The 22,140-nt window shown below is 67.5% G+C and carries 20 protein-coding genes; 15 read left to right on the top strand and 5 right to left on the bottom strand.

The genetic code is table 11. The features are described 5' to 3' along the window. Positions 1-122 precede the first annotated feature (122 nt). The gene (locus HMPREF3014_RS18025) at positions 123-632 is read right to left on the bottom strand and encodes a GNAT family N-acetyltransferase (protein ID WP_003101282.1); all 510 of its coding nucleotides are present in this window, start codon (positions 630-632) and stop codon (positions 123-125) included. A gap of 419 nt (positions 633-1,051) precedes the next feature. Here HMPREF3014_RS18025 and ppnN point away from each other — a divergent pair, with 419 nt between their 5' ends. The 4 genes from ppnN to HMPREF3014_RS18005 all read left to right on the top strand — a co-directional run bounded on the left by ppnN (position 1,052) and on the right by HMPREF3014_RS18005 (position 6,003). Continuing rightward, positions 1,052-2,437, top strand: a complete 1,386-nt coding sequence (gene ppnN, locus HMPREF3014_RS18020) for a nucleotide 5'-monophosphate nucleosidase PpnN (protein ID WP_003093432.1) — start codon at positions 1,052-1,054, stop codon at positions 2,435-2,437. A gap of 117 nt (positions 2,438-2,554) precedes the next feature. Beyond that, entirely contained in the window at positions 2,555-3,142 is a 588-nt protein-coding gene (locus tag HMPREF3014_RS18015) for a biliverdin-producing heme oxygenase (RefSeq protein WP_003159301.1), read from the top strand. 27 nt (positions 3,143-3,169) lie between these two features. Next, positions 3,170-5,356 carry a bacteriophytochrome BphP gene (bphP, locus tag HMPREF3014_RS18010; protein WP_003101278.1) on the top strand — a complete coding sequence of 729 codons (2,187 nt, stop codon included), beginning with the start codon at positions 3,170-3,172 and terminating at the stop codon, positions 5,354-5,356. Between the two features lie 77 nt (positions 5,357-5,433). Next, the gene (locus HMPREF3014_RS18005) at positions 5,434-6,003 is read left to right on the top strand and encodes a COG3904 family protein (RefSeq protein WP_003101275.1); all 570 of its coding nucleotides are present in this window, start codon (positions 5,434-5,436) and stop codon (positions 6,001-6,003) included. 123 nt (positions 6,004-6,126) lie between these two features. Here HMPREF3014_RS18005 and HMPREF3014_RS18000 read toward each other — a convergent pair whose 3' ends face one another. Together HMPREF3014_RS18000 and hpaA are read right to left on the bottom strand one after the other, a co-directional pair. Beyond that, positions 6,127-6,933, bottom strand: coding sequence for an aminoglycoside O-phosphotransferase APH(3')-IIb (locus HMPREF3014_RS18000; RefSeq protein ID WP_003113011.1), 807 nt, complete (start codon positions 6,931-6,933; stop codon positions 6,127-6,129). Positions 6,934-6,984: 51 nt separating this feature from the next. Next, a complete protein-coding gene (hpaA, locus tag HMPREF3014_RS17995; protein WP_003093443.1) occupies positions 6,985-7,896 on the bottom strand; it encodes a 4-hydroxyphenylacetate catabolism regulatory protein HpaA in 912 nt (303 codons plus the stop codon). Between the two features lie 219 nt (positions 7,897-8,115). Between hpaA and HMPREF3014_RS17990 the strand changes: the two genes are divergently transcribed. The 8 genes from HMPREF3014_RS17990 to hpaI all read left to right on the top strand — a co-directional run bounded on the left by HMPREF3014_RS17990 (position 8,116) and on the right by hpaI (position 15,517). Beyond that, positions 8,116-8,775, top strand: coding sequence for a fumarylacetoacetate hydrolase family protein (locus HMPREF3014_RS17990; protein WP_003110133.1), 660 nt, complete (start codon positions 8,116-8,118; stop codon positions 8,773-8,775). Between the two features lie 10 nt (positions 8,776-8,785). Next, positions 8,786-9,565 (top strand): fumarylacetoacetate hydrolase family protein, encoded by a 780-nt coding sequence (locus HMPREF3014_RS17985; RefSeq protein WP_003110132.1) that lies wholly within the window; start codon positions 8,786-8,788, stop codon positions 9,563-9,565. Next, complete coding sequence (gene hpaE, locus HMPREF3014_RS17980) at positions 9,562-11,022, top strand: 5-carboxymethyl-2-hydroxymuconate semialdehyde dehydrogenase (protein WP_003093448.1); 1,461 nt, start codon at positions 9,562-9,564, stop codon at positions 11,020-11,022. The genes HMPREF3014_RS17985 and hpaE overlap by 4 nt, the downstream gene beginning before the upstream one ends. Positions 11,023-11,153: 131 nt before the next feature. Then, entirely contained in the window at positions 11,154-12,077 is a 924-nt protein-coding gene (hpaD, locus tag HMPREF3014_RS17975) for a 3,4-dihydroxyphenylacetate 2,3-dioxygenase (protein WP_003093449.1), read from the top strand. Positions 12,078-12,087: 10 nt separating this feature from the next. Continuing rightward, positions 12,088-12,480 carry a 5-carboxymethyl-2-hydroxymuconate Delta-isomerase gene (locus tag HMPREF3014_RS17970; RefSeq protein ID WP_003093450.1) on the top strand — a complete coding sequence of 131 codons (393 nt, stop codon included), beginning with the start codon at positions 12,088-12,090 and terminating at the stop codon, positions 12,478-12,480. A 92-nt stretch (positions 12,481-12,572) separates the two neighbouring features. Beyond that, entirely contained in the window at positions 12,573-13,877 is a 1,305-nt protein-coding gene (locus HMPREF3014_RS17965) for an MFS transporter (RefSeq protein ID WP_003101263.1), read from the top strand. Positions 13,878-13,894: 17 nt separating this feature from the next. Further along, positions 13,895-14,698 carry a 2-oxo-hept-4-ene-1,7-dioate hydratase gene (gene hpaH / locus HMPREF3014_RS17960; RefSeq protein WP_003101261.1) on the top strand — a complete coding sequence of 268 codons (804 nt, stop codon included), beginning with the start codon at positions 13,895-13,897 and terminating at the stop codon, positions 14,696-14,698. A gap of 12 nt (positions 14,699-14,710) precedes the next feature. Next, the gene (gene hpaI, locus HMPREF3014_RS17955; RefSeq protein WP_003113007.1) at positions 14,711-15,517 is read left to right on the top strand and encodes a 4-hydroxy-2-oxoheptanedioate aldolase; all 807 of its coding nucleotides are present in this window, start codon (positions 14,711-14,713) and stop codon (positions 15,515-15,517) included. Between the two features lie 81 nt (positions 15,518-15,598). On the opposite strand, the gene HMPREF3014_RS17950 is transcribed toward hpaI, so the two are convergent. Beyond that, on the bottom strand, positions 15,599-16,087 hold the full coding sequence (locus tag HMPREF3014_RS17950) for a DUF934 domain-containing protein (protein ID WP_003101258.1): 489 nt from the start codon (positions 16,085-16,087) through the stop codon (positions 15,599-15,601). Beyond that, on the bottom strand, positions 16,084-17,757 hold the full coding sequence (locus tag HMPREF3014_RS17945; protein ID WP_003101256.1) for a nitrite/sulfite reductase: 1,674 nt from the start codon (positions 17,755-17,757) through the stop codon (positions 16,084-16,086). Before HMPREF3014_RS17945 ends, HMPREF3014_RS17950 begins: the two co-directional genes overlap by 4 nt. A gap of 105 nt (positions 17,758-17,862) precedes the next feature. Between HMPREF3014_RS17945 and ccoG the strand changes: the two genes are divergently transcribed. The 3 genes from ccoG to HMPREF3014_RS17930 form a co-directional block, all read left to right on the top strand. Then, the gene (ccoG, locus tag HMPREF3014_RS17940) at positions 17,863-19,584 is read left to right on the top strand and encodes a cytochrome c oxidase accessory protein CcoG (protein ID WP_003137552.1); all 1,722 of its coding nucleotides are present in this window, start codon (positions 17,863-17,865) and stop codon (positions 19,582-19,584) included. Between the two features lie 97 nt (positions 19,585-19,681). After that, a complete protein-coding gene (gene mapR, locus HMPREF3014_RS17935) occupies positions 19,682-21,097 on the top strand; it encodes a GntR family transcriptional regulator MpaR (protein WP_003101248.1) in 1,416 nt (471 codons plus the stop codon). 263 nt (positions 21,098-21,360) lie between these two features. After that, positions 21,361-22,140, top strand: a 780-nt coding sequence (locus HMPREF3014_RS17930; RefSeq protein WP_045108362.1) for a cbb3-type cytochrome c oxidase subunit I, incomplete at its 3' end; no start/stop codon positions are given.

Raw genomic sequence — 22,140 nt, 5'->3', positions numbered from 1 at the left:
GGGCAGGTCCCGCGACCCTCGCCACGCACGACGGAAAACGCCCCGGACGCAAGGGTCCGGGGCGGCGATGTGCGTTGGATGGTCGTTATAGGTATTGGAGGGAACTGCCGAATCCCGCGATTCTACGCCGGGACGCCGTGCGCTGCACGCCCGCCCGGCGCTCCGGCGACCTTCCCGGAGCGATGGGACGGCTCCGGCAGCATCAGGCAGGCCATCGTCTCGCCCCAAGGCGCGAGGCCCTGTTCGACGAAGCCGGCGTCCCGATAAAGCTGGCGGGCCACGTCGTTGTCGACGGCGTAGGCGACCATCAGGCGATCGCTGCGCCGCCTCGTCCGGCGCACGCTGGCGATGATCCGTTGCAGGGCGGCGCGGCCATGCCCCTTGCCCTGGTAGCGGCGGTCGATCATCAGGCGGTAGAGCCAGTAGTGGCCGTCGTCGGCGTCGGGGCCGTAGAGGGCGAAGCCGACCATGCGCCCGCCGTGGTGGATGCCGACCGCGCGGAACCCCGGCAGGAAGCGGCTCTGGGCCAGCGAATAGAGGTTGGAAGCGACGAAGTGCGCCTGGTGGCGGGCGACCTTCAGGTCAATGCAGGTTTCCCAGTCGTCGCGGGTGATGGTTCTGAGTTCGATCATGGATGACAGGCTCTTGGAAAAAGGAGGAAAGAAAGTCGCTAGGTACGCTGCTGGACTGTTCATACGACATGCTTCGTTCCTCCCTTTGACTGGCCGAGCATCCGGCGGAAACGCAACGATATCAGGAGAAGAGTCGATTATCCCAGCCGATGCCGGATTTTTTCGCCCATGGCTAGTGGCAGGATTTCCCCGGTGCCAGGCCGGCGACAGATAAATTCGAGATTTTCCTTGTCAGATCAGTCAGGTTCTCGCTATTACATTTAACCAAGACCCTGGAGCCAAGCCCCAGCGCACGGTTGCCTCGTCGCCCCACTCCGACGGCTGATCGCCCTCTCCCCCGGCACGCAACCTGCCCGGCGCTCCCTTATCCGGATGCGGCGGTTCTTCTACGCCGCCGCGTCCCCTGCATGGAATCGCACATGTCTCATCGCCCTGTGATCAACGCCTCGGTCAGTCCGAAAGGCACGCTGGAAACCCTCTCCCAACGCGAAGTGCAACAACTGAGCGAAACCGCCAACGGCAAGACCTACCAACTGTTCCGCCAGTGCGCCCTGGCGATCCTCAATACCGGCGCCCACAGCGACAACGCCAAGACCATCCTCGACGCCTACAAGGACTTCGAGGTGCGTATCCACCAGCAGGACCGAGGCGTGCGCCTGGAGCTGATCAACGCGCCGGCCGACGCCTTCGTCGATGGCGAGATGATCGCCAGCACCCGCGAGATGCTGTTCAGCGCCCTGCGCGACATCGTCTACACCCAGAGCGGGCTGGACAGCCAGCACGTCGACCTGGACAGCTCCCAGGGCCTCACCGACTACGTCTTCCAGCTGCTGCGCAACGCCCGTACGCTGCGCCCCGGCGTCGAGCCGAAGATCGTCGTGTGCTGGGGCGGCCACTCGATCAGCAGCGAGGAATACAAGTACACCAAGAGGGTCGGCCACGAACTCGGCCTGCGCAGCCTGGATGTCTGCACCGGCTGCGGACCGGGGGTGATGAAGGGGCCGATGAAGGGCGCCACCATCAGCCACGCCAAGCAGCGCATCGTCGGCGGCCGCTACCTGGGCCTGACCGAGCCGGGGATCATCGCCGCCGAGGCGCCGAACCCGATCGTCAACGAACTGGTGATCCTGCCGGACATCGAGAAGCGCCTGGAAGCCTTCGTCCGCGTCGGCCACGGGGTCATCATCTTCCCCGGCGGCGCCGGGACCGCGGAGGAGTTCCTCTACCTGCTGGGCATCCTCATGCACCCGGACAACCAGGACCTGCCCTTCCCGGTCATCCTCACCGGTCCCCGCAGCGCCGAAGCCTACCTGCAGCAGCTCCATGAATTCGTCGGGGCGACCCTCGGCCATGCGGCGCAGCGCCACTACCGGATCGTCATCGACGACCCGGCCGAGGTGGCCAAGCAGATGGCCCAGGGCCTGAAGGAAGTGAAGCAGTTCCGCCGCGAGCGCAACGACGCCTTCCACTTCAACTGGATGCTGAAGATCGATGAAAGCTTCCAGCGCCCGTTCGAGCCGACCCACGAGAACATGGCCAGCCTCCAGCTCAGCCGCAGCCTGCCGCCCCACGAACTGGCGGCCAACCTGCGCCGCGCGTTTTCCGGGATCGTCGCCGGCAACGTCAAGGACAACGGCATCCGCATGATCGAGCAATACGGGCCCTACGAGATCCACGGCGACCCGGCGGTGATGCTGCCGCTGGACCGCCTGCTGCAGGCCTTCGTCAAGCAGCACCGGATGAAGCTGCCCGGCGGCGCGGCCTACGTCCCCTGCTACCGGGTGGTGCAGACCGAGGCGGCCTGAGCGCGCCCGCTCCGGCATCCCTGCGCCGCGCGCGGGGATGCCCATTTATTCCGAGCCGGGCGTACGGCTTCCTGCTACTCTTTTCCGTTCATGCCTCGAATCGCTGGCCCTGACCTCATGTCCCCATCTCCATCGCCAGCCCTCGCCGCACTCCGCGACGCCACCCGTGACCTGCACGCAGAACTGGACCGCCGTTCGCCGTTGGGCGACGACGATCTCGACGACCGCGCCTACCTCGACCATGCCGGACGCATCCTTGGCTGGCTCGAACCCCTGGAGCGCGCGCTGCGCGACAACCGCAGCGGCTGGCCGGCGGCGCTGCGGGCCGACGCGCGGCTGGTCAAGAGCACCTGGCTGGAAAGCGACCTGCTGGCCGGCGGCATGAGCCGCGCGCAGGTGGAGGCGCTACCGCGCTGCGCCGACCTGCCGAATGCGACACGGGCCGCGGAGGTCTTCGGGGTGGCCTACGTGATGGAAGGCGCGACGCTGGGCGGCGCGTATCTCTACAAACGACTAGCTCCACGCCTGCCCGGTCTGCCGCTACAGTGGTTGCAGGGCTACGGCCAGGCAACCGGGGTGCGCTGGCAGGAGTTTCTCGAACAGCTCGCCCGGCAGATCGACAGCCCCGAAGCCATCGGCCTTGCGCAGGATGCGGCACAGGCTACATTCCTTTCGTTTCGTCGATGGGTTCTCGACGAAGCCTGACTGCCTGGAGACCAGGCTGGACGATAGATGACGAGCATCACCCCGGTTACCCTGGCGAACTGCGAGGACGAACCCATCCACGTGCCTGGCGCGATCCAGCCGCACGGGGCGCTGGTCACCCTGCGCGCGGACGGCATGGTCCTCGCGGCAAGCGAGAACATCCAGGCGCTACTGGGGTTCGTCGCCTCGCCGGGTTCCTACCTGACGCAGGAGCAGGTGGGGCCGGAGGTCCTGCGCATGCTCGAAGAGGGACTGACCGGCAACGGCCCATGGTCGAACAGCGTCGAGACGCGGATCGGCGAACACCTGTTCGACGTGATCGGCCACAGCTACAAGGAAGTGTTCTACCTGGAGTTCGAGATCCGCACCGCGGACACGCTGTCGATCACCTCCTTCACCCTCAACGCCCAGCGCATCATCGCCCAGGTCCAGTTGCACAACGACACCGCCAGCCTGCTCAGCAACGTCACCGACGAACTGCGCCGGATGACCGGCTACGACCGGGTGATGGCCTACCGTTTCCGCCATGACGACTCCGGCGAGGTGGTCGCCGAGAGCCGTCGCGAAGACCTCGAAAGCTACCTGGGGCAACGCTACCCGGCCTCGGACATCCCGGCCCAGGCGCGTCGCCTGTACATCCAGAACCCGATCAGGCTGATCGCCGACGTGGCCTATACGCCGATGCGCGTGTTTCCCGCGCTGAACCCGGAGACCAACGAATCGTTCGATCTCAGCTACAGCGTGCTGCGCAGCGTTTCGCCGATCCACTGCGAATACCTGACCAACATGGGCGTGCGCGCCTCGATGAGCATCTCCATCGTGGTCGGCGGCAAGCTCTGGGGACTGTTCTCCTGCCATCACATGTCGCCCAAACTGATTCCCTACCCGGTGCGCATGTCGTTCCAGATCTTCTCCCAGGTCTGCAGCGCCATCGTCGAGCGCCTGGAGCAGGGGCGTATCGCCGAACTGCTGCGCGTGTCCACCGAGCGCAGGCTGGCCCTGGCTCGCCGCGCGCGGGACGCCGACGACCTGTTCGGCGCACTGGCCCACCCGGACGATGGCATCGCCGCACTGATTCCCTGCGACGGCGCCCTGGTCATGCTCGGCGGCCGCACCCTGAGCATCCGCGGCGACTTCGAGCGCCAGGCCGGGAATGTCCTGCAACGCCTGCAGCGCGACCCGGAACGGGACATCTACCACACCGACAACTGGCCGCAGCCCAGCGAGGACTCTCCGGACGGCGGCGACTGCTGCGGTGTGCTGGCGATCCGTTTCCACCGCCAGGAATCGGGCTGGATCTTCTGGTTCCGCCACGAGGAAGTGCACCGCATCCGCTGGGGCGGCAAGCCGGAAAAGCTGTTGACCATCGGCCCCTCCGGCCCGCGGCTGACCCCGCGCGGCTCGTTCGAGGCCTGGGAGGAAGTGGTCCGCGGCCACTCCACGCCCTGGAGCGAAACCGACCTGGCGATCGCCGAAAAGCTGCGCCTGGACCTGATGGAACTGTGCCTCAACCATGCGGCCGAGGTCGACCGCATGCGCCAGCGCCTGATCGCGGTGCTCGGCCACGACCTGCGCAACCCGTTGCAGTCGATCTCCATGGCGGCGGCCCTGCTGTCCTCCAGCGACACCCGCACCACCGAACTGCGCCAACACATTTCCGCGTCCAGCAGCCGCATGGAGCGGCTGGTCAGCCAGATCCTCGACATGAGCCGCCTGCAATCGGGCATCGGCCTCACCGTGAACCCGGTCGACACCGACGTCTCGCAACTGGTGCGGCAGATCGTCTGCGAAACCGACGTCGCCTATCCCGGCCTGGTGATCGAGATCGCCATCGACCCGCAGGTTCGTGCCGTGGTCGACCCGGACCGCTACGCCCAGGTCGCCGCCAACCTGCTGAGCAACGCCCGTCATCACGGCCTGCCCGGCCGGCCGGTGCTGGTCACCCTGACCCGCCAGGGCGACGAGGTGTGCCTGAGCGTGCTCAACGAAACCAGCGGCCTCTCCGAAGCGCAACTGGCCAACCTGTTCGAACCGTTCAAGCGCGAGTCGGCGGACAACCAGCGCAACCGCAACGGCCTCGGTATCGGCCTGTACATCTCCCAGGCCATCGCCCAGGCCCACCAGGGGCGTATCGACGTGGACTGCCGCGACGACGTCATCACCTTCTGCCTGCGCCTGCCGGTGCGCCAGGCGGAGACCGGCTCCTCGTCCTGACGACGAGGACCGTGCACAATGCAACGCTTGCAGGTATCTTCGGCAGCCATCGCCGTCTGACAGGATCGCCCCGTTCCATGCCCCGCCTCCGCCTCCGGACCGTCCTCGCCTGCCTCGCCGTGTTCTGCGCGGCTCCCGCACTGGCCAGGGTCGAAGTGCATTCGCTGCAACACAAGAGCATGGGGCGGGTGCTGACGGTCCGCGTCTCGGAGGAGATCGCGCCGGGCGACTACGAGACGCTGCTCAAGGGTTTGCGCAACAATCCGGGAACCTACTCGCGCAAGCTGCTCCTGCTGAACAGCATCGGCGGCAGCGTGCCGGAGGCGATCCGCATGGGCCGCCTGCTGCGCGAATCCGGCTTCGACGCGCTGGTGCCGTCGAGCAGCGTCTGCCAGGGCACCTGCGTCTACCTGCTGGCGGCCGGCAAGCGCAAGACCGTACGCGGCTACGTCGGCCTGCACCGTCCCTACTACGCCCACGGCGACTCGCTGCACTCGCGCTCGGCCAACGGCATGCGCTACGACTCCGCCGCCTACTTCCGCGAAATGGATATCCCCAGCACCTTGGTACAGGCCATGCAAAGCACCGATCCCAAACGGATGCGCGTGCTTTCGGCGAAGGAACTGGCGCAGTACCGGCTGAACTGAACCGGCGACTCCGCGGAACGAGCGAGGGCGCGCGGTGGCGTTGGCGATAGTGGCCGATGCCGTTGTACCTCGTTTTCGTGCAACGGCAGGCCGAATCCAGTCCGGATCCGAACCGGCCCTACTCTAGAAGAACTCGTCCAATAGCCTGAAGTACGCCAGCCGTTCGCCGTCGATATCGCCGCCGTATTCGACGAGGAAGGCCTCGGCCCAGGCCGCGCCGAGTTCGGCCTCGATGTCCCGCGCGGCCAGGGCCAGGTCCTGGTGCCGGTCGGCGACGCCGAGCCGCCCGCAATCGATGAAGCCGCTGAAGCGCCGCCCCTCCGCCAGCAGATTTGGCAGGCAGGCGTCGCCATGGGCGACCACCAGGTCTTCGACCGCCGGACGCCGGTCGAGCAGCAGGCGGTACAGCTCCGTGGCGCTGCGACCGCGATGGTCGTCGTCGAAGTCCGCCTCGTCCACCAGCCCGGCCTCGACCCGCTGGCGCACGGTGTCCAGACGCCGTTCCAGGCGATGGTCGAAGGGACAGGCGGCCGGATCGAGATCGTGCAGCCGGCGCAGGGCGGCGGCCACCAGGCGCACCAGGCGCTCGGGCTCCAGCTCGCCGCGCTGCGCCAGCGCGGACAGCGTGTCCCCCGGCACTGCGCTCATCAGCAGCCATTGCCGGCCGTCGCTCTGGGTTTCGTTCAGCACCTGCGGGCAATCGATGCCGGCACCGTGCAGCCAGCGCAGGCGGGCGATTTCGGCGGGCAGCTCGGCATGTGCGGACAGCACTTCCTGCTTGACGAACAGGGTCGGCCGCCGCGCAGCCTCCAGGCGGTGGACCGTGGCCGCGGAACATCCTTCGCCCTGCCCTCGCCAGCGGTAGCCGGCAAGGTAGTCGGCCCAGGTTGAGGGAGCCTGCGGCGGCATGGAGGTGGCTGCATCATGCATGGAGAAACGCTTCCTGTTCGAGTGGGAGCGCGAGTATACCCGCCCACCCGCTCAGCGACGGGACTCCCCGTCGGCCTGTCGCTGGCGGTAAGCGCTGGGGGTAAGCCCTGCGTAACGCACGAAGAAACGACTGAAGTAGGCCGGGTCCTTGAAGCCGAGCTGGTAGCAGATCTCGTTCACCGAGCCGCCGGTGAACAGCAGCAGGCGCTTGGACTCCTGCATAAGCCGTTCGTACACCAGGCGCTTCGACGGCAGGTCGGCGATGCGCCGGCAGACGTCGTTGAGGCGCGCCTCGGTGACGCCGATGCGGCTGGCGTAGAGCGACAGCGGCCAGTGCTCGGCATAGCGCTCCTCGATCAGCGCGTTGAAGCGCTGGAAGATCTGCAGGTCTTCGTGGCGCATCGGCCGCGCAGCCACCGAATTGGCCGAGAGACGCAGCAGGCTGATCATGACCAGGCGGGTCAGCGCCAGCAGCGTCTGCTGGCGGCCGGGACGGCTGGCCATCGACTCGCTGCGCAACTGCTCGAAGAGCAGCGCCAGGCGCGCCGCCTCCTCGGCCGCGCCGCCCTCCAGGTTGCCCAGCGCCACACAGGCCGGCGCCACCTGCGGGCCGGGCGCCAGGCCCGGCTCGGCCTCGGTGAGGCTCCACACCAGTTGCTGGCGCACGGTCAGCACATGGCCATCGGCGTCCGCCTCGGTGACGAAGGCGTGCGGCACGGTCGGCGGGGTGAGGAAGAACATCGGCCCCGACTCCAGGTACTGGCGCTCGTCAAGATAGACCCGCACCGCGCCGTTCTTCACGTAGTGCACCTGGAAGAAGCGGTCGTGCCGGTGCGCCGGCATGTTGCGACCGAAGAATCCGGCCAGGTTGCCCAGCGCATCGTAGTGCACCTCGGCGTCGGCATAGCGCTGGTCGTAGACCTGCCCGATGTTGATGTTGGGGATCGGCTGGCGCTCTGGCATGGCGATCTTCTCTTTGTTGTTCTTCCCGGCTGCGCACGCAAGCCGTCGCGGGCTTCCGTATACCGCAGACGGCGCCTCTTGCCACCTCCCCGGGACGAATGGCGCAGCAACCGGGGTTGACGATCATTAACATGTTAAATATAACGTTAACACATTAACGAGTTTTCGCCAGGACGGCCCCCTCGCCGTTCGCTTATCGCGCCAGGAGACACCACCACAATGAGCCGCGCACTGAATGACGTCGCCGCCGGCACCCTGTTCGGCGTCGCGCTGAACTACAAGGGCCTGCTCGACAGCCGCCTGCCGGAGTTCCAGCAGCCGCCCTACCAGAAGCCGCCGGTGAAGCCGGTGTTGTTCATCAAGACACCGAATACCCGCAACGAGCACGACGCCCCGGTGCTCTTCCCGCGCGGCGTCGAGCGCCTGCAACCGGGCCCGGCGCTGGGCGTGGTGATCGCTCGCGACGCCAGCCGGGTGAAGGAGGAAGAGGCCATGGCGCATGTCGCCGGCTACGTGATCGTCAACGAGTTCAGCCTGCCGGAAGACAGCTACTACCGCCCGGCGGTGAAAGCCAAGTGCCGCGACGGCTTCTGCCCGTTCGGTCCGCAACTGGTGCCGACGCAGGAGATCGCCGATCCCCATGCGCTGGAGCTGAAGCTGTACGTCAACGGCGAACTGCGCCAACGCAACAACACCGCCAACCTGGTGCGCGACATCCCGCGGCTGATCGCCGAGATCAGCGAGTTCATGACCCTGCACGCCGGCGACGTGCTGATCACCGGCACCCCCGAAGGGCGCGTCGACGTGCATCCCGGCGACCGCGTCGAGGTCGAGATCGACGGCCTCGGCCGCCTCGCCAACAGCATCGTCGCGGAATGAGGAACCGACCATGAAACACGCACGCATCCGCTACCAGGGCCGGGTTCACCAGGTCACCGTGGAAGACGCCAACGCCGTCCGCCTGGCCGACGGCACCCTGCTCGCCGAGGACCGGGTGGAGTGGCTGCCGCCGGCCACCGGGAGCATGTTCGCCCTCGGCCTGAACTACGCCGACCATGCCGCCGAACTGTCGTTCAAGGCGCCCAGCGAACCGCTGGCGTTCATCAAGTCGCCGGGCACCTACACCGGCCACCGCCAGGTCAGCTGGCGTCCGGACAACGTCGACTACATGCACTACGAGTGCGAACTGGTGGCGGTGATCGGCAAGCCGGCGCGCAACGTCCGCCGCGAGGACGCCCTCGGCTACCTGGCCGGCTACACGGTGTGCAACGACTACGCGATCCGCGACTACCTGGAGAACTACTACCGGCCCAACCTGCGGGTGAAGAACCGCGACGCCACCACCCCGGTGGGGCCGTGGATCGTCGACGCGGCCGAGGTTCCCGAGCCGAACCGGCTGACCCTGCGCACCTGGGTCAACGGCGAGCTGCGCCAGGAAGGCAGCACCGCGGACATGATCTTCGACATCCCCTACCTGATCGAATACTTCTCCAGCTTCATGACCCTGCAGCCGGGCGACATGATCGCCACCGGCACACCGGAAGGCCTGTCCGACGTGGTCCCCGGCGACGAAGTGGTGGTGGAGGTGGAAGGCGTCGGTCGCCTGGTCAACCGAATCGTCAGCGAGGCCGAATTCTTCCGCGCCCGCGCACAGGAGCACGCAGAATGATCAAACACTGGATCAATGGCCGCGAGGTCGAAAGCAAGGACGTCTTCGAGAACTACAACCCGGCCACCGGCGAGCTGATCGGCGAGGTCGCCAGCGGCGGCGCGGCGGAAATCGACGCGGCGGTGGCGGCGGCCCGGGAAGCCTTCCCGAAATGGGCCAATACCCCGGCCAAGGAGCGCGCGCGCCTGATGCGCCGGCTCGGCGAGCTGATCGACCGGAACGTGCCGCACCTGGCGGAACTGGAGACCCTCGACACCGGCCTGCCGATCCACCAGACGAAGAACGTGCTGATCCCGCGCGCCTCGCACAACTTCGAGTTCTTCGCCGAAGTCTGCACGCGGATGAACGGGCACAGCTATCCGGTCGACGACCAGATGCTCAACTACACCCTGTACCAGCCGGTGGGCGTCTGTGGACTGGTCTCGCCGTGGAACGTACCGTTCATGACCGCCACCTGGAAGACCGCGCCGTGCCTGGCGCTGGGCAACACGGCGGTGCTGAAGATGTCCGAGCTGTCGCCGCTGACCGCCAACGAGCTGGGCCGCCTGGTGCACGAGGCGGGCATTCCGCCGGGGGTGTTCAACGTGGTTCAGGGCTACGGCGCCAGCGCCGGCGACGCGCTGGTCCGCCACCGCGACGTGCGCGCGGTGTCCTTCACCGGCGGCACCGCCACCGGGCGACGGATCATGGAGGCGGCCGGGATCAAGAAATACTCGATGGAACTGGGCGGCAAGTCGCCGGTGCTGGTCTTCGAAGACGCCGACCTCGAGCGGGCGCTGGACGCCGCGCTGTTCACCATCTTCTCGCTGAACGGCGAGCGCTGCACCGCCGGCAGTCGCATCTTCGTCCAGGAGAGCGTCTACCCGCAGTTCGTCGCCGAGTTCGCCGCGCGCGCCAGGCGCCTGATCGTCGGCGATCCGCAGGACCCGAAGACCCAGGTCGGCTCGATGATCACCCAGGCCCACTACGACAAGGTCACCGGCTACATCCGCATCGGCCTCGAGGAAGGCGCCACCCTGGTGGCCGGCGGCCTGGAGCGTCCGACCGGCCTGCCGGCGCACCTGAGCAAGGGGCAGTTCATCCAGCCCACGGTGTTCGCCGACGTGGACAACCGCATGCGCATCGCCCAGGAGGAGATCTTCGGCCCGGTGGTCTGCCTGATCCCGTTCAAGGACGAAGCCGAGGCGCTGCGCCTGGCCAACGACGTGGAATACGGCCTGGCCTCCTACATCTGGACCCAGGACATCGGCAAGGCCCATCGCCTGGCACGCGGCATCGAGGCCGGGATGGTCTTCATCAACAGCCAGAACGTGCGCGACCTGCGCCAGCCGTTCGGCGGGGTGAAGGCCTCGGGCACCGGACGCGAAGGCGGGGAATACAGCTTCGAGGTATTCGCCGAGATCAAGAACGTGTGTATATCCATGGGCAGCCATCACATCCCCCGCTGGGGCGTGTAGGGCGCGCTCGTTCAGAGCGGCCGCCCGAGGCCGCCAGCAGCGCCGGCGTGCAGACACAATCAGAAGAATCCGGGCGAGCCGCCAGCGGCCGCGCCCGCTGCCAGGCCCAACGGGCCACCAGGAGAATCGTCATGGGCAAAGTCGCTCTGGCTGCCAAGATCACCCACGTACCCTCGCTGTACCTGTCCGAGCTGCCCGGCCCGCGCCACGGCTGCCGCCAGCCGGCGATCGACGGGCACCGCGAGATCGGCCGGCGCTGCCGCGAACTGGGGGTCGACACCATCGTGGTGTTCGACACCCACTGGCTGGTCAACGCCGGCTACCACATCAACTGCGCGCCGCACTTCGAGGGGCTCTACACCAGCAACGAGTTGCCGCACTTCATCGCCAACATGGAGTACGGCTTCCCCGGCAACCCGGAGCTGGGCCGCATCCTCGCCGAGGGCTGCAACGCGCTCGGCGTGGAGACCCTGGCCCACGACGCCACCACCCTCGGCCCGGAGTACGGCACCCTGGTACCGATGCGCTACATGAACCAGGACCGCCACTTCAAGGTGGTCTCGGTCTCCGCCCTGTGCACCGTGCATTACCTGAACGACAGCGCGCGCCTGGGCTGGGCCATGCGCAAGGCGGTGGAAGAGCACTACGACGGCACGGTGGCGTTCCTCGCCAGCGGCTCGCTGTCCCACCGCTTCGCCCAGAACGGCCAGGCGCCGGACTTCTCCGACCGCATCTGGAGCCCGTTCCTCGAGGTTCTCGATCATGAAGTCGTGCAGATGTGGCAGGAGGGCCGCTGGGCCGAGTTCTGCGGGATGCTCCCCGAGTACGCCTCCAAGGGCCATGGCGAAGGCTTCATGCACGACACCGCGATGCTCCTCGGCGCCCTCGGCTGGTCGGCCTACGACGGCAAGGCGGAGGTGGTGACGCCCTACTTCGGCTCCTCCGGCACCGGGCAGATCAACGCGGTATTCCCGGTCACCGCCCAGGACGGCTCGGCGATCCCCGCCGCCCAAGCCGGCAACCCGGCCGGCGCCAGTTGCGCCAGCCGCCTCTGAGGACGCCACCATGCCGCACTTCATCGCCGAATACACCGACAACATCGAAGCCGAAGCCGACCTGCCCGGCCTGTTCGAGAAGGTCCACGCCTGCCTTGGCGCCAGCGGCGTTTTCCCGCTCGGCGGCATCCGCAGCCGCGGCGTGCGCCTGGACACCTGGCGCATGGCCGACGGCAAGCACGACTACGCCTTCGTCCACATGACCCTGAAAGTCGGCGCCGGTCGCGACCTGGAGACTCGCCGGCAAGTCGCCGAGGCACTTTTCGAGGTGATCACCGCGCACTTCGCCGAGCTCCAGGCGCGACGCCTGCTGGCGCTGTCCTTCGAACTCACCGAACTGGACGCGGAGCTGAACTACAAGCGCAACAACGTGCATGAATTCCTGAACAACCCGGCGGACTGACCGGCCCGCCATAACGCTGCACTCACCCAGCTCGCCTCCCGGCCACCGACAGGTCGCCGGGACGTCCGGGCGCTCACAAAAAGTACAAGATCATGAGCACAGCCAGCACCCTGAACAGCACCACCCTGCCTCTCAGCGACAGCACCCACGACCGCGTCACCTGGCGGCTGATGCCGCTGCTGCTGGTGTGCTACGTCTTCGCCCATCTGGACCGCATCAACATCGGTTTCGCCAAGTTGCAGATGAGCGCCGACCTGCACTTCAGCGACACCGTCTACGGTCTCGGCGCCGGGCTGTTCTTCATCGCCTATGCGCTGTTCGGCCTGCCCAGCAACCTGATGCTGGAACGGATCGGCCCGCGCCGCTGGATCGCCTGCCTGATGCTGGTCTGGGGCTGTCTCTCCACCGCCATGCTGCTGGTGGAGACCGCGCGCGGCTTCTACCTGCTGCGCTTTCTCCTGGGGGTCGCCGAGGCCGGCTTCTTCCCCGGAATCCTGGTCTACCTGAACCGTTGGTTCCCGGCGCGCCGACGCGGGCAGATCACCGCTCTGTTCGCCATCGCCGTGCCCATGGCCGGGGTGATCGGCGGACCGCTTTCGGGCTGGATCCTAGAAGGCTTCCATGACGCCCTCGGACTGCGCGGCTGGCAGTGGATGTTCCTGATCGAAGGCCTGCCGGTTGTGTTGCTCGGCGTGGTGGTCTGGTGCTCGCTGCCGGAAAGCTTCGAACGGGTGACGTGGCTCAGCGACGAACAGAAGCACCTGCTGCGCGAGGAACTGGCCGGCGAGGAGCAGCGCAAGACCATCACCTCCTTCTCCGGCATCTTCAGCAATCCGCAGGTGTGGCTGCTGGTGGCGATCTATTTCGCGGTGATGCTGGCGGTGAACACCATCGCGTTCTGGATGCCGAGCCTGATCCATGGCGCCGGCATCGCCCAGGACAGCCGCATCGGCATGCTCAGCGCGGTGCCCTATCTCGCCGGCTGCGCCTTCATGATCTTCATCGGCCGTTCCTCCGACCGCCTGCGCGAGCGCCGCTGGCACCTGGGCATTCCGTTGCTGATGGCCGCCGCCGGGCTCAGCCTGGCGGCCCTGGCACCGACCAGCGCCTGGCTGGTGATGGGCGGCCTGGTGATCGCCGGGATGGGCGCCAGCGCCGCCCTGCCGATGTTCTGGCAACTGCCGCCGGCCTTCCTTTCCAGCGCCACCCTGGCCGCCGGAATCGCCCTGATCAGTTCCTTCGGCAGCATCGCCGCCTTCCTCGCGCCCTACCTGATCGGCTGGATGCGCGACACCACCCAGAGCGCCAGCCTGGCCCTGTACCTGCTGGCCATCCTCATCGCCCTCGGCGCCGGCCTGGTCCTGCGGACCCCCGCCGCCGTGGTCAACCCACGCTGAACCGAGAGACCCCGACCATGCTCGATCCCCGTCTGATCCAGGAAGCCGCCAACCGCCTCGACGCCGCCGAACGCTCGCGCCAGCAGGTAAGGCAGTTCTCCCTCGACTACCCGGACATCGCCATCGAGGACGCCTACGCCATCCAGCGCGCCTGGGTCGAGCGCAAGATCGCCGACGGGCGCGTGCTCAAGGGCCACAAGATCGGCCTGACCTCGCGCGCCATGCAGGTCTCGTCGAACATCAGCGAGCCGGACTACGGCGCCTTGCTCGACGACATGTTCTTCGAGGAGGGCAGCGACATCCCCTTCCAGCGCTTCATCGTGCCGCGGGTCGAGGTGGAGCTGGCGTTCATCCTCGGCAAGCCGCTGAAGGGACCGGGCTGCACCCTGTTCGACGTGCTCGAGGCCACCGAGTGGGTGATCCCGGCGCTGGAGATCATCGATGCGCGCATCCAGCAGGTCGACCCGCAAACGAAAGTCACGCGCAAGGTCTTCGACACCATCTCCGACAACGCCGCCAACGCCGGCGTGGTGATGGGCGGCCGGGCCGTACGGCCAGGCGATATCGACCTGCGGCGGGTACCGGCGATCCTCTACCGCAATGGCGTGATCGAGGAGTCTGGCGTCTCCGCCGCGGTGCTCAACCACCCGGCCAAGGGCGTCGCCTGGCTGGCCAACAAGCTGGCGCCCTACGGCGTCTGCCTGGAGGCCGGCCAGGTGATCCTCGGCGGCTCCTTCACCCGCCCGGTGGCGGCCGCGCCGGGGGACACCTTCCACGTCGACTACGACCTGCTCGGCAGCATCTCCTGCCGTTTCGTCTGAGGAGGCATTTCCATGGACCTGCCCGTCAATCGCTTCAAGCAACGCCTGCGCAGCGGCGAGGCGCAGATCGGCCTGTGGCTCGGCCTGGCCGATCCCTACTGCGCGGAGCTGGCCGCCAACGCCGGCTTCGACTGGCTGCTGCTGGACGGCGAGCACGCGCCCAACGACCTGCGCAGCCTGCTCGGCCAGTTGCAGGCGCTGGCGCCCTACCCCGGCCAGCCGGTGATCCGCCCGGTGCAGGGCGACACTGCGCTGATCAAGCAATTGCTCGACATCGGCGCGCAGACCCTGCTGGTACCTATGGTCGACAGCGCCGCCCAGGCCGAAGGGCTGGTGCGCGCCGTGCGCTATCCGCCGGCGGGCGTACGCGGGGTCGGCAGTGCGCTGGCCCGGGCCTCGCGCTGGAACAGCGTGGCGGAGTACCTGAACCACGCCGACGAGCAGATGTGCCTGCTGGTCCAGGTGGAAAACCTGGAGGGCCTGGCCAACCTCGACGCGATCGCCGCCGTCGAGGGCGTCGACGGCGTGTTCATCGGTCCGGCCGACCTCAGCGCAGCCATGGGCCATCGCGGCAATCCAGGCCATCCCGAGGTGCAGGCGGCCATAGAGGACGCCATCCACCGCATCCGCACGGCCGGCAAGGCCGCCGGCATCCTCTCCGCCGACGAGACACTGGCGCGGCGCTACCTGGAGCTGGGCTGCGCGTTCGTCGCGGTGGGCGTGGACACCAGCCTGCTGATGCGTTCGCTGCGCGAGCTGGCGGGGCGCTTCAAGGGCGGCGCGCCGGCGCCGTCCGCCAGTTCCTCGGTCTACGGCTGAGGGGTGCGCCCCGCTCCCGCTGCGGGAGAGGGGCCAGGTCGGCGTTGCGGCAGGTATCGGCGTCGGTCCGGGGGCGTATGCCTAGCGTCGGCGGAACAACGGTCGCGGCTCGATCGCCGAGCGGCCGTAGAGCACGCTCAAGCCCGCCAGCCCCTTGAGCGCGTCCTCGACGTTCTTGTCCTCGCGCACCGCGAAGGCATCGAAGCCGCACTGGCGCATATGGCTGAGCTGGTCGCGCAACACGTCGCCCACTGCGCGCAACTCGCCGCTCCACCCCAGGCGCACGCGCAGCAGGTAGGCCAGGCTGTAGCCACGACCGTCGCGGAAGCTGGGGAAATCGACGGCGACCAGCGGCAGCTCGGCGAAGTGCGGCAGCAAGGCCTCCACCTCATCGTCCGGCGCCAGCCAGGGCGCGGCGGCTCCGGCCTCGCCGCGGCGCTCCAGCCAGGCCGCCAGAGGCAGCAGCAACGGCCCCGGCGGCAGCGCGTCGGGCAACTCGCGCAGGAGTTGCCAGGGATCGTCGCGGCAGACCTCGGCGACGCCATCGCGCAAACGGATCAGGTTGTTCATGCCGGTTCCTCCATCCTGGCGTAGACCCGGGCCTTGAACGGCTCCAGGCCGACCCGGTTGAAGGTGTCGATGAAACGTTCCGGGCCGACCCGCAGGTCGGTGAAGGTTTCGACGATCCGTTCGATCACCGCCGGCACCTCGGCAGCGCTGAACGATGGCCCGATCACCTTGCCCAGCGCGCTGTCCTTGCCCTGGGCGCCGCCGAGGGTGACCTGGTACCACTCGCTGCCGTTCTTGTCGACGCCGAGGATGCCGATGTTGCCGATGTGGTGGTGGCCGCAGGCGTTCATGCAGCCGGAGATGTTCAGGCTAAGCTCGCCGATGTCGTGCAGGTGGTCGAGGTCCTCGAAGCGCTGCTGGATACCCTGGGCGATGGGGATCGACTTGGCGTTGGCCAGCGCGCAGTAGTCGCCGCCGGGACAGGCGATGATGTCGCTGAGCAGGCCTTGGTTAGGCGTGCCGAGGCCGGCTGCGCAGGCCTCGCGCCACAGCGCGTGGAGGTTCTCCAGGCGCACGTCGGGGAGCACCAGGTTCTGTTCGTGGGCCACACGGATCTCGCCGAAACCGTAGCGCTCGGCCCAGTCGGCGACGCGTTCCATCTGCTCCGCGGTGACGTCGCCCGGCGGCGCGCTGGCGCCGGGCTTGGTCGACAGCACCACCGAGGCGTAGCCCGGCACCTTGTGCGCCTGGACGTTGCGCGAGGCCCAGCGGGCGAAGGCCGGATCGGCCGCACGGGCGCTGCCGTAGGCCAGCTCGCCGCCGGCCGGCGGCAGGTAGCGCGGCAATACGAAGCGCTCGGCGACCCGCTGGCACTCCTCGGCAGTCAGTTGCGCCGGGCCGTCGCGCAGGTGCTGCCACTCTTCCTCCACCTCGCGGGCGAAAGCCTCGATGCCCAGCGCCTTGACCAGGATCTTGATCCGCGCCTTGTACTTGTTGTCGCGCCGGCCGTAGCGGTTGTAGACCCGCAGGATCGCCTCGACGTAGGACAACAGGTGCTGCCAGGGCAGGTCGTCGCGGATCACCTGGCCGAGCATCGGCGTGCGTCCCAGGCCGCCGCCGACCAGGACCCGCAGGCGCAACTCGCCGGCGTCGGGGTGGCGGTAAAGGTACAGGCCGATGTCGTGCATCTGCACCGCGGCGCGGTCTTCCACCGCCGAACTGAGGGCGATCTTGAACTTGCGCGGGAGGAACAGGAACTCCGGGTTCACCGTCGACCACTGGCGCAGGATCTCGGCCAGCGGCCGGGGGTCGGTCCATTCGTCCGCGGCGACCCCGGCGAAGGCTTCGGTGGTGATGTTGCGCACGCAGTTGCCGGAGGTCTGGATCGCATGCATCTGCGCGCCGGCGAGGTGTTCGAGGATATCGCCGACCTGCTCCAGTTCGATCCAGTTGAACTGGATGTTCTGCCGCGTGGTGAAGTGCCCGTAGCCGCGGTCGTAGTGCCGGGCGACGTGCGCCAAGGCGCGCAGTTGCGGCGACGAGAGGGTGCCGTAGGGAATCGCCACGCGCAGCATGTAGGCGTGCTTCTGCAGGTACAGGCCGTTCTGCAGGCGCAGCGGGAGGAACTCCTCCTCGCTCAGTTCGCCGTCGAGGCGGCGGGCGATCTGGTCGCGGAACTGCGCCACCCGCTCGCTCACCAGCGCCTGGTCGTATTCGTCGTACTGGTACATCGCAAAGCCCTCATCGACAGGGTTTCTCCACCGATGACGGGCAGGGTGCGTGGCGAAGAAACCGGGGACCGGCTGCGCCCCTGTTTCTGGCGACAGGATGGGCCGGTGTTCACTGGCACCCACTATCGCCCGCGTACAGACAGCGAAACAGCGGCAGATTCCGCCGAAAAAAACACATCAGATGGCCGACGGCGGCGAATTCGTGCCGCCTGCGACCGGTTGCCACGGGGCGCATATCTGTACTGCCCGAGGTCGCCCGGCAACCCGCGGCAATGCTGGGCCGCTGCTTTCCGGAGGCATCTGATACGGTTTTTCCCGCTCGATCTGCCGCTGTTTCGCCCATCAGCCGGTTCCTATAGTCGCAACCGCCTCTCCAGCCTGATGGGCCTACGAAAAATGAGCGAAAGAATTCCCGCGATCCAGGTCGAGCCCGCCGCACCGGCCGCTCCGTCGAAACAGCCGCCCGCGCCCGGCAAGCTGCCGTCGGCGGTGAACGGCCCGATCTACACCCGCAGCTTCACCGGTCTGTTCCGCAACTTCCGCCGCCTCGGCGGCGGCCTGCTGTTCCTGCTGTTCTTCGGCACCCTGTGGCTGAACTGGAACGGCCGCCAGGCGGTGCTCTGGGACCTGCCCGAACGCAAGTTCTACATTTTCGGCGCGACCTTCTGGCCGCAGGACTTCATCCTGCTCTCGGCGCTGCTGATCATCGCCGCCTTCGGCCTGTTCTTCATCACCGTGTTCGCCGGTCGCGTCTGGTGTGGCTATACCTGCCCGCAGAGCGTGTGGACCTGGGTGTTCATGTGGTGCGAGAAGGTCACCGAGGGCGACCGCAATGCGCGGATCAAGCTCGACCAGGGTCCGGCGAGCGCCGCCAAGCTCTTGCGCAAAACGGCCAAGCACGCGCTGTGGCTGGGTGTGAGCCTGGTCACGGCGATCACCTTCATCGGCTACTTCACTCCGGTGCGGCCGCTGGTGGCCGACCTGTTCAGCTTCCAGCTGGACCTGGAAAGCCTGTTCTGGGTGCTGTTCTTCACCGCCGCCACCTATGTCAACGCCGGCTGGCTGCGCGAGCAGGTGTGCATCCACATGTGCCCCTACTCGCGCTTCCAGAGCGTGATGTTCGACAAGGACACCCTGATCGTGTCCTACGACGCCGCCCGCGGCGAGTCCCGCGGCGCCCGCAAGAAAGGCAGCGATCCGCGCGCCCAAGGGCTCGGCGACTGCATCGACTGCCAGCAGTGCGTGCAGGTCTGCCCCACCGGCATCGACATCCGCGACGGCCTGCAGATCGCCTGCATCGGCTGCGCCGCCTGCGTCGACGCCTGCGACTCGATCATGGACAAGATGGGCTATGAACGCGGCCTGGTGCGCTACACCTCGGAACGCGCCCTGGAAGGTGGCCAGACCCGCTTCCTGCGTCCACGCCTGGTCGGCTACGCGGCGGTGATGCTGGCGATGATCGGCGCCTTCGTCGTCGCCCTGGATGCCCGCCCGCTGGCCTCGCTGGACGTGACCCGCGACCGTGGGCTGTTCCGCGAGAACGCCGCCGGGCAGATCGAGAACATCTACACCCTCAAGGTCATCAACAAGACCCAGCAGCCGCAGCGCTATCGCCTGCAACTCGACGACGCGCCGGAGTTCCGCCTGCAGGGCGAGCACACCCTGAGCCTGAAGCCCGGCGAGATCCTCGACTTCCCGGTGTCGGTGGCCTCTACCGCCGAACGCGCCAGGGCCGGCTCGCAACCGCTGGCGTTCAGCCTGCGCGGCATCGACGACCCGAGCCTGGCGGTCGGCAGCACCAGCACCTTCGTTTCGCCGGCGCGCTGAGGAGGCCGCGATGAGGCATGACAACACGGTCCCGGCGCGCATAGAGTGGGCGCCAGCGGCCGTGCCCACGGCCAGCCAGGACAGCGGCCAGGACAAGATGAAGCGCTACGAGAAATTCGCCGACGAGATTGCCGAGCTGATCCGCACCGGCGTCCTCGCCCCCGGGCAGAAGGTGCCCTCGGTACGGCACGCCAGCCGTACCTACGGGGTCAGCGCTTCCACCGTGTTCCAGGCCTACTACCTGCTGGAAAGCCGTGGGCTGATCATGGCCCGCGCACGCTCCGGCTACTTCGTCTGCCAGCACGTGCAGCGGCCGCTGCCGGAACCGGAGATCAGCCCGCGCCAGGCCGACGCCACCGAGGTCGACGTCAGCGAGCTGGTGTTCTCCGTACTCAGTTCGATCAAGGACCCGGACACCGTACCCTTCGGCTCGGCGTTCCCCAGTCCGCAACTGTTTCCCCTGCCGCGCCTGGCGCGCTCGATGGCCCACGCGGTGCGCGACATGGACCCGCAGTCGGTGGTCGCCGACATGACGCCGGGCAACCATGGCCTGCGCCGGCAGATCGCCCTGCGCTACATGGTCGGCGGCCTGCTGCTGCCGGTGGAAGAACTGGTCATCAGCAACGGCGCGCTGGAGGCACTCAACCTCTGCCTGCAGGTGGTCACCCGTCCCGGCGACCTGGTGGCCATCGAGGCGCCGGCGTTCTACGCCACCCTGCAGGTGCTGGAACGGTTGAAGCTGAAGGCGGTGGAAATCCCCGTGCATCCGCGTGAAGGCATCGACCTGGAAGTGCTCGCCGACAGCCTGGAGCGCCTGCCGATCAAGGCCTGCTGGTTCATGAGCAACTTCCAGAACCCGATGGGCGCGAGCATGGACGACGAGAAGAAACGCGCCCTCGCCGAGCTGCTGGCGCGCCACCAGGTGCCGATGATCGAGGACGACGTGTACGCCGAACTGTACTTCGGCCAGCAGGCGCCGAAACCGGTCAAGGCCTACGACCAGGAAGGCCTGGTGATGCACTGCAGTTCCTTCTCCAAGAGCCTGGCGCCGGGCTACCGGGTCGGCTGGGTGGCCGGCGGACGCTACGCCGAGCAGATCGAGCGACTGAAGCTGATGACCAGCCTGTCGGCGTCGATCCCGGCCCAGGCGGCCATCGCCGACTATCTCCAGCACGGCGGCTACGACCGCCACCTGCGCAAGCTGCGCTACGCCCTGGAGACCCAGCAGAACGCCATGCTCGCGGCGGTGGCGCGTTACTTCCCCGAGCAGACCCGGGTCAGCCGTCCCAGCGGCGGCTACTTCCTCTGGCTGGAGTTGCCCGAGGCGGTCGACTCGCTGCGCCTGTTCCAACTGGCCCTGGCCCAGGGCATCAGCCTCGCCCCGGGGCCGATCTTCTCCGCCACCCGCCGCTTCGCCCATTGCGCCCGGCTCAACTACGGGCACCCGTGGAGCGCGCGGCAGGAGAAGGCGATGGAGACACTCGGGCGGATCGCCCAGTCGCTGGCGGGATGACGCCCCGCAGACGGAAAGCCACCCCGGCGTAGGGCGGATAACCGCGCGCGGTCATCCGCCATGATCGGCTCGCGTCCCCCATCCCGGTATGCGCCGCCGCCCTGCACGAACGCCTTCCCCCGCCCCATCTGATACCCAAATTCCATATCGACCTGAAGCTGTTTTACCCCCGCCCCAGCCCTTAGATTGCAGGCTCCGGCCGGCGCCCCGTCTCCCCCCTCGACGGCGGTCGCCGGCTGTTCATTTCTTTCGGGACTGTACAGATGAACAAAGCAACGACGGAACCTGCCTACAACTACAAGGTGGTTCGCCAGTTCGCCATCATGACCGTGGTATGGGGCGTGATCGGCATGGGGTTGGGTGTACTGATCGCCTCGCAACTGGTCTGGCCCCAGATGAACTTCGACCTGCCCTGGACCAGCTTCGGCCGCCTGCGGCCGCTGCATACCAACCTGGTGATCTTCGCCTTCGGCGGCTGCGCGCTGTTCGCCACCAGCTACTACACGGTGCAGCGTACCTGCCAGGTGCGACTGTTCTCCGACACCCTGGCCGCCTTCACCTTCTGGGGCTGGCAGGCGGTGGCGGTGATCCTGCTGGTCAGCCTGCCGCTGGGCAACACCACCACCAAGGAATACGCCGAGATCGAGTTCACCGGCGCGATCTGGCTGGCGATCGTCTGGGTCGCCTACGCGGTAGTGTTCTTCGGCACCCTGATCAAGCGCAAGGTCAAGCACATCTATGTCGGCAACTGGTTCTTCGGCTCGTTCATCCTGACCACCGCGATGCTGCACATCGTCAACCACATGTCGCTGCCGGTGAGCTGGTTCAAGTCCTACTCGATGTACTCCGGCGCCACCGATGCCATGGTCCAGTGGTGGTACGGGCACAACGCCGTGGGCTTCTTCCTGACCACCGGCTTCCTCGGCATGATGTACTACTTCGTGCCCAAGCAAGCCGGGCGCCCGGTCTACTCCTACCGGCTGTCCATCGTCCACTTCTGGGCGCTGATCACCCTGTACATCTGGGCCGGCCCGCACCACCTG

Origin of the sequence: Pseudomonas sp. HMSC065H01, from assembly GCF_001815235.1 — a bacterium.
Lineage (GTDB): Bacteria > Pseudomonadota > Gammaproteobacteria > Pseudomonadales > Pseudomonadaceae > Pseudomonas > Pseudomonas aeruginosa.
Note: the sequence above shows the minus strand (reverse complement) of the source record. Positions and strands in the feature narration are given on the sequence as shown.

What these genes read in the sequence shown, in the direction of transcription:
- ppnN (WP_003093432.1), top strand. Translation starts at nt 1,052, where the DNA reads ATGTCTCATCGCCCTGTGATCAACGCCTCGGTCAGTCCGAAAGGCACG.
- hpaI (WP_003113007.1), top strand. Translation starts at nt 14,711, where the DNA reads ATGGACCTGCCCGTCAATCGCTTCAAGCAACGCCTGCGCAGCGGCGAG.
- HMPREF3014_RS18005 (WP_003101275.1), top strand. Translation starts at nt 5,434, where the DNA reads ATGCCCCGCCTCCGCCTCCGGACCGTCCTCGCCTGCCTCGCCGTGTTC.
- hpaA (WP_003093443.1), bottom strand. Translation starts at nt 7,896, where the DNA reads ATGCCAGAGCGCCAGCCGATCCCCAACATCAACATCGGGCAGGTCTAC.
- bphP (WP_003101278.1), top strand. Translation starts at nt 3,170, where the DNA reads ATGACGAGCATCACCCCGGTTACCCTGGCGAACTGCGAGGACGAACCC.
- HMPREF3014_RS17970 (WP_003093450.1), top strand. Translation starts at nt 12,088, where the DNA reads ATGCCGCACTTCATCGCCGAATACACCGACAACATCGAAGCCGAAGCC.
- mapR (WP_003101248.1), top strand. Translation starts at nt 19,682, where the DNA reads ATGAAGCGCTACGAGAAATTCGCCGACGAGATTGCCGAGCTGATCCGC.
- HMPREF3014_RS17945 (WP_003101256.1), bottom strand. Translation starts at nt 17,757, where the DNA reads ATGTACCAGTACGACGAATACGACCAGGCGCTGGTGAGCGAGCGGGTG.
- hpaD (WP_003093449.1), top strand. Translation starts at nt 11,154, where the DNA reads ATGGGCAAAGTCGCTCTGGCTGCCAAGATCACCCACGTACCCTCGCTG.
- HMPREF3014_RS18000 (WP_003113011.1), bottom strand. Translation starts at nt 6,933, where the DNA reads ATGCATGATGCAGCCACCTCCATGCCGCCGCAGGCTCCCTCAACCTGG.
- HMPREF3014_RS17985 (WP_003110132.1), top strand. Translation starts at nt 8,786, where the DNA reads ATGAAACACGCACGCATCCGCTACCAGGGCCGGGTTCACCAGGTCACC.
- HMPREF3014_RS18025 (WP_003101282.1), bottom strand. Translation starts at nt 632, where the DNA reads ATGATCGAACTCAGAACCATCACCCGCGACGACTGGGAAACCTGCATT.
- HMPREF3014_RS17990 (WP_003110133.1), top strand. Translation starts at nt 8,116, where the DNA reads ATGAGCCGCGCACTGAATGACGTCGCCGCCGGCACCCTGTTCGGCGTC.
- hpaH (WP_003101261.1), top strand. Translation starts at nt 13,895, where the DNA reads ATGCTCGATCCCCGTCTGATCCAGGAAGCCGCCAACCGCCTCGACGCC.
- HMPREF3014_RS17950 (WP_003101258.1), bottom strand. Translation starts at nt 16,087, where the DNA reads ATGAACAACCTGATCCGTTTGCGCGATGGCGTCGCCGAGGTCTGCCGC.
- HMPREF3014_RS18015 (WP_003159301.1), top strand. Translation starts at nt 2,555, where the DNA reads ATGTCCCCATCTCCATCGCCAGCCCTCGCCGCACTCCGCGACGCCACC.
- HMPREF3014_RS17965 (WP_003101263.1), top strand. Translation starts at nt 12,573, where the DNA reads ATGAGCACAGCCAGCACCCTGAACAGCACCACCCTGCCTCTCAGCGAC.
- hpaE (WP_003093448.1), top strand. Translation starts at nt 9,562, where the DNA reads ATGATCAAACACTGGATCAATGGCCGCGAGGTCGAAAGCAAGGACGTC.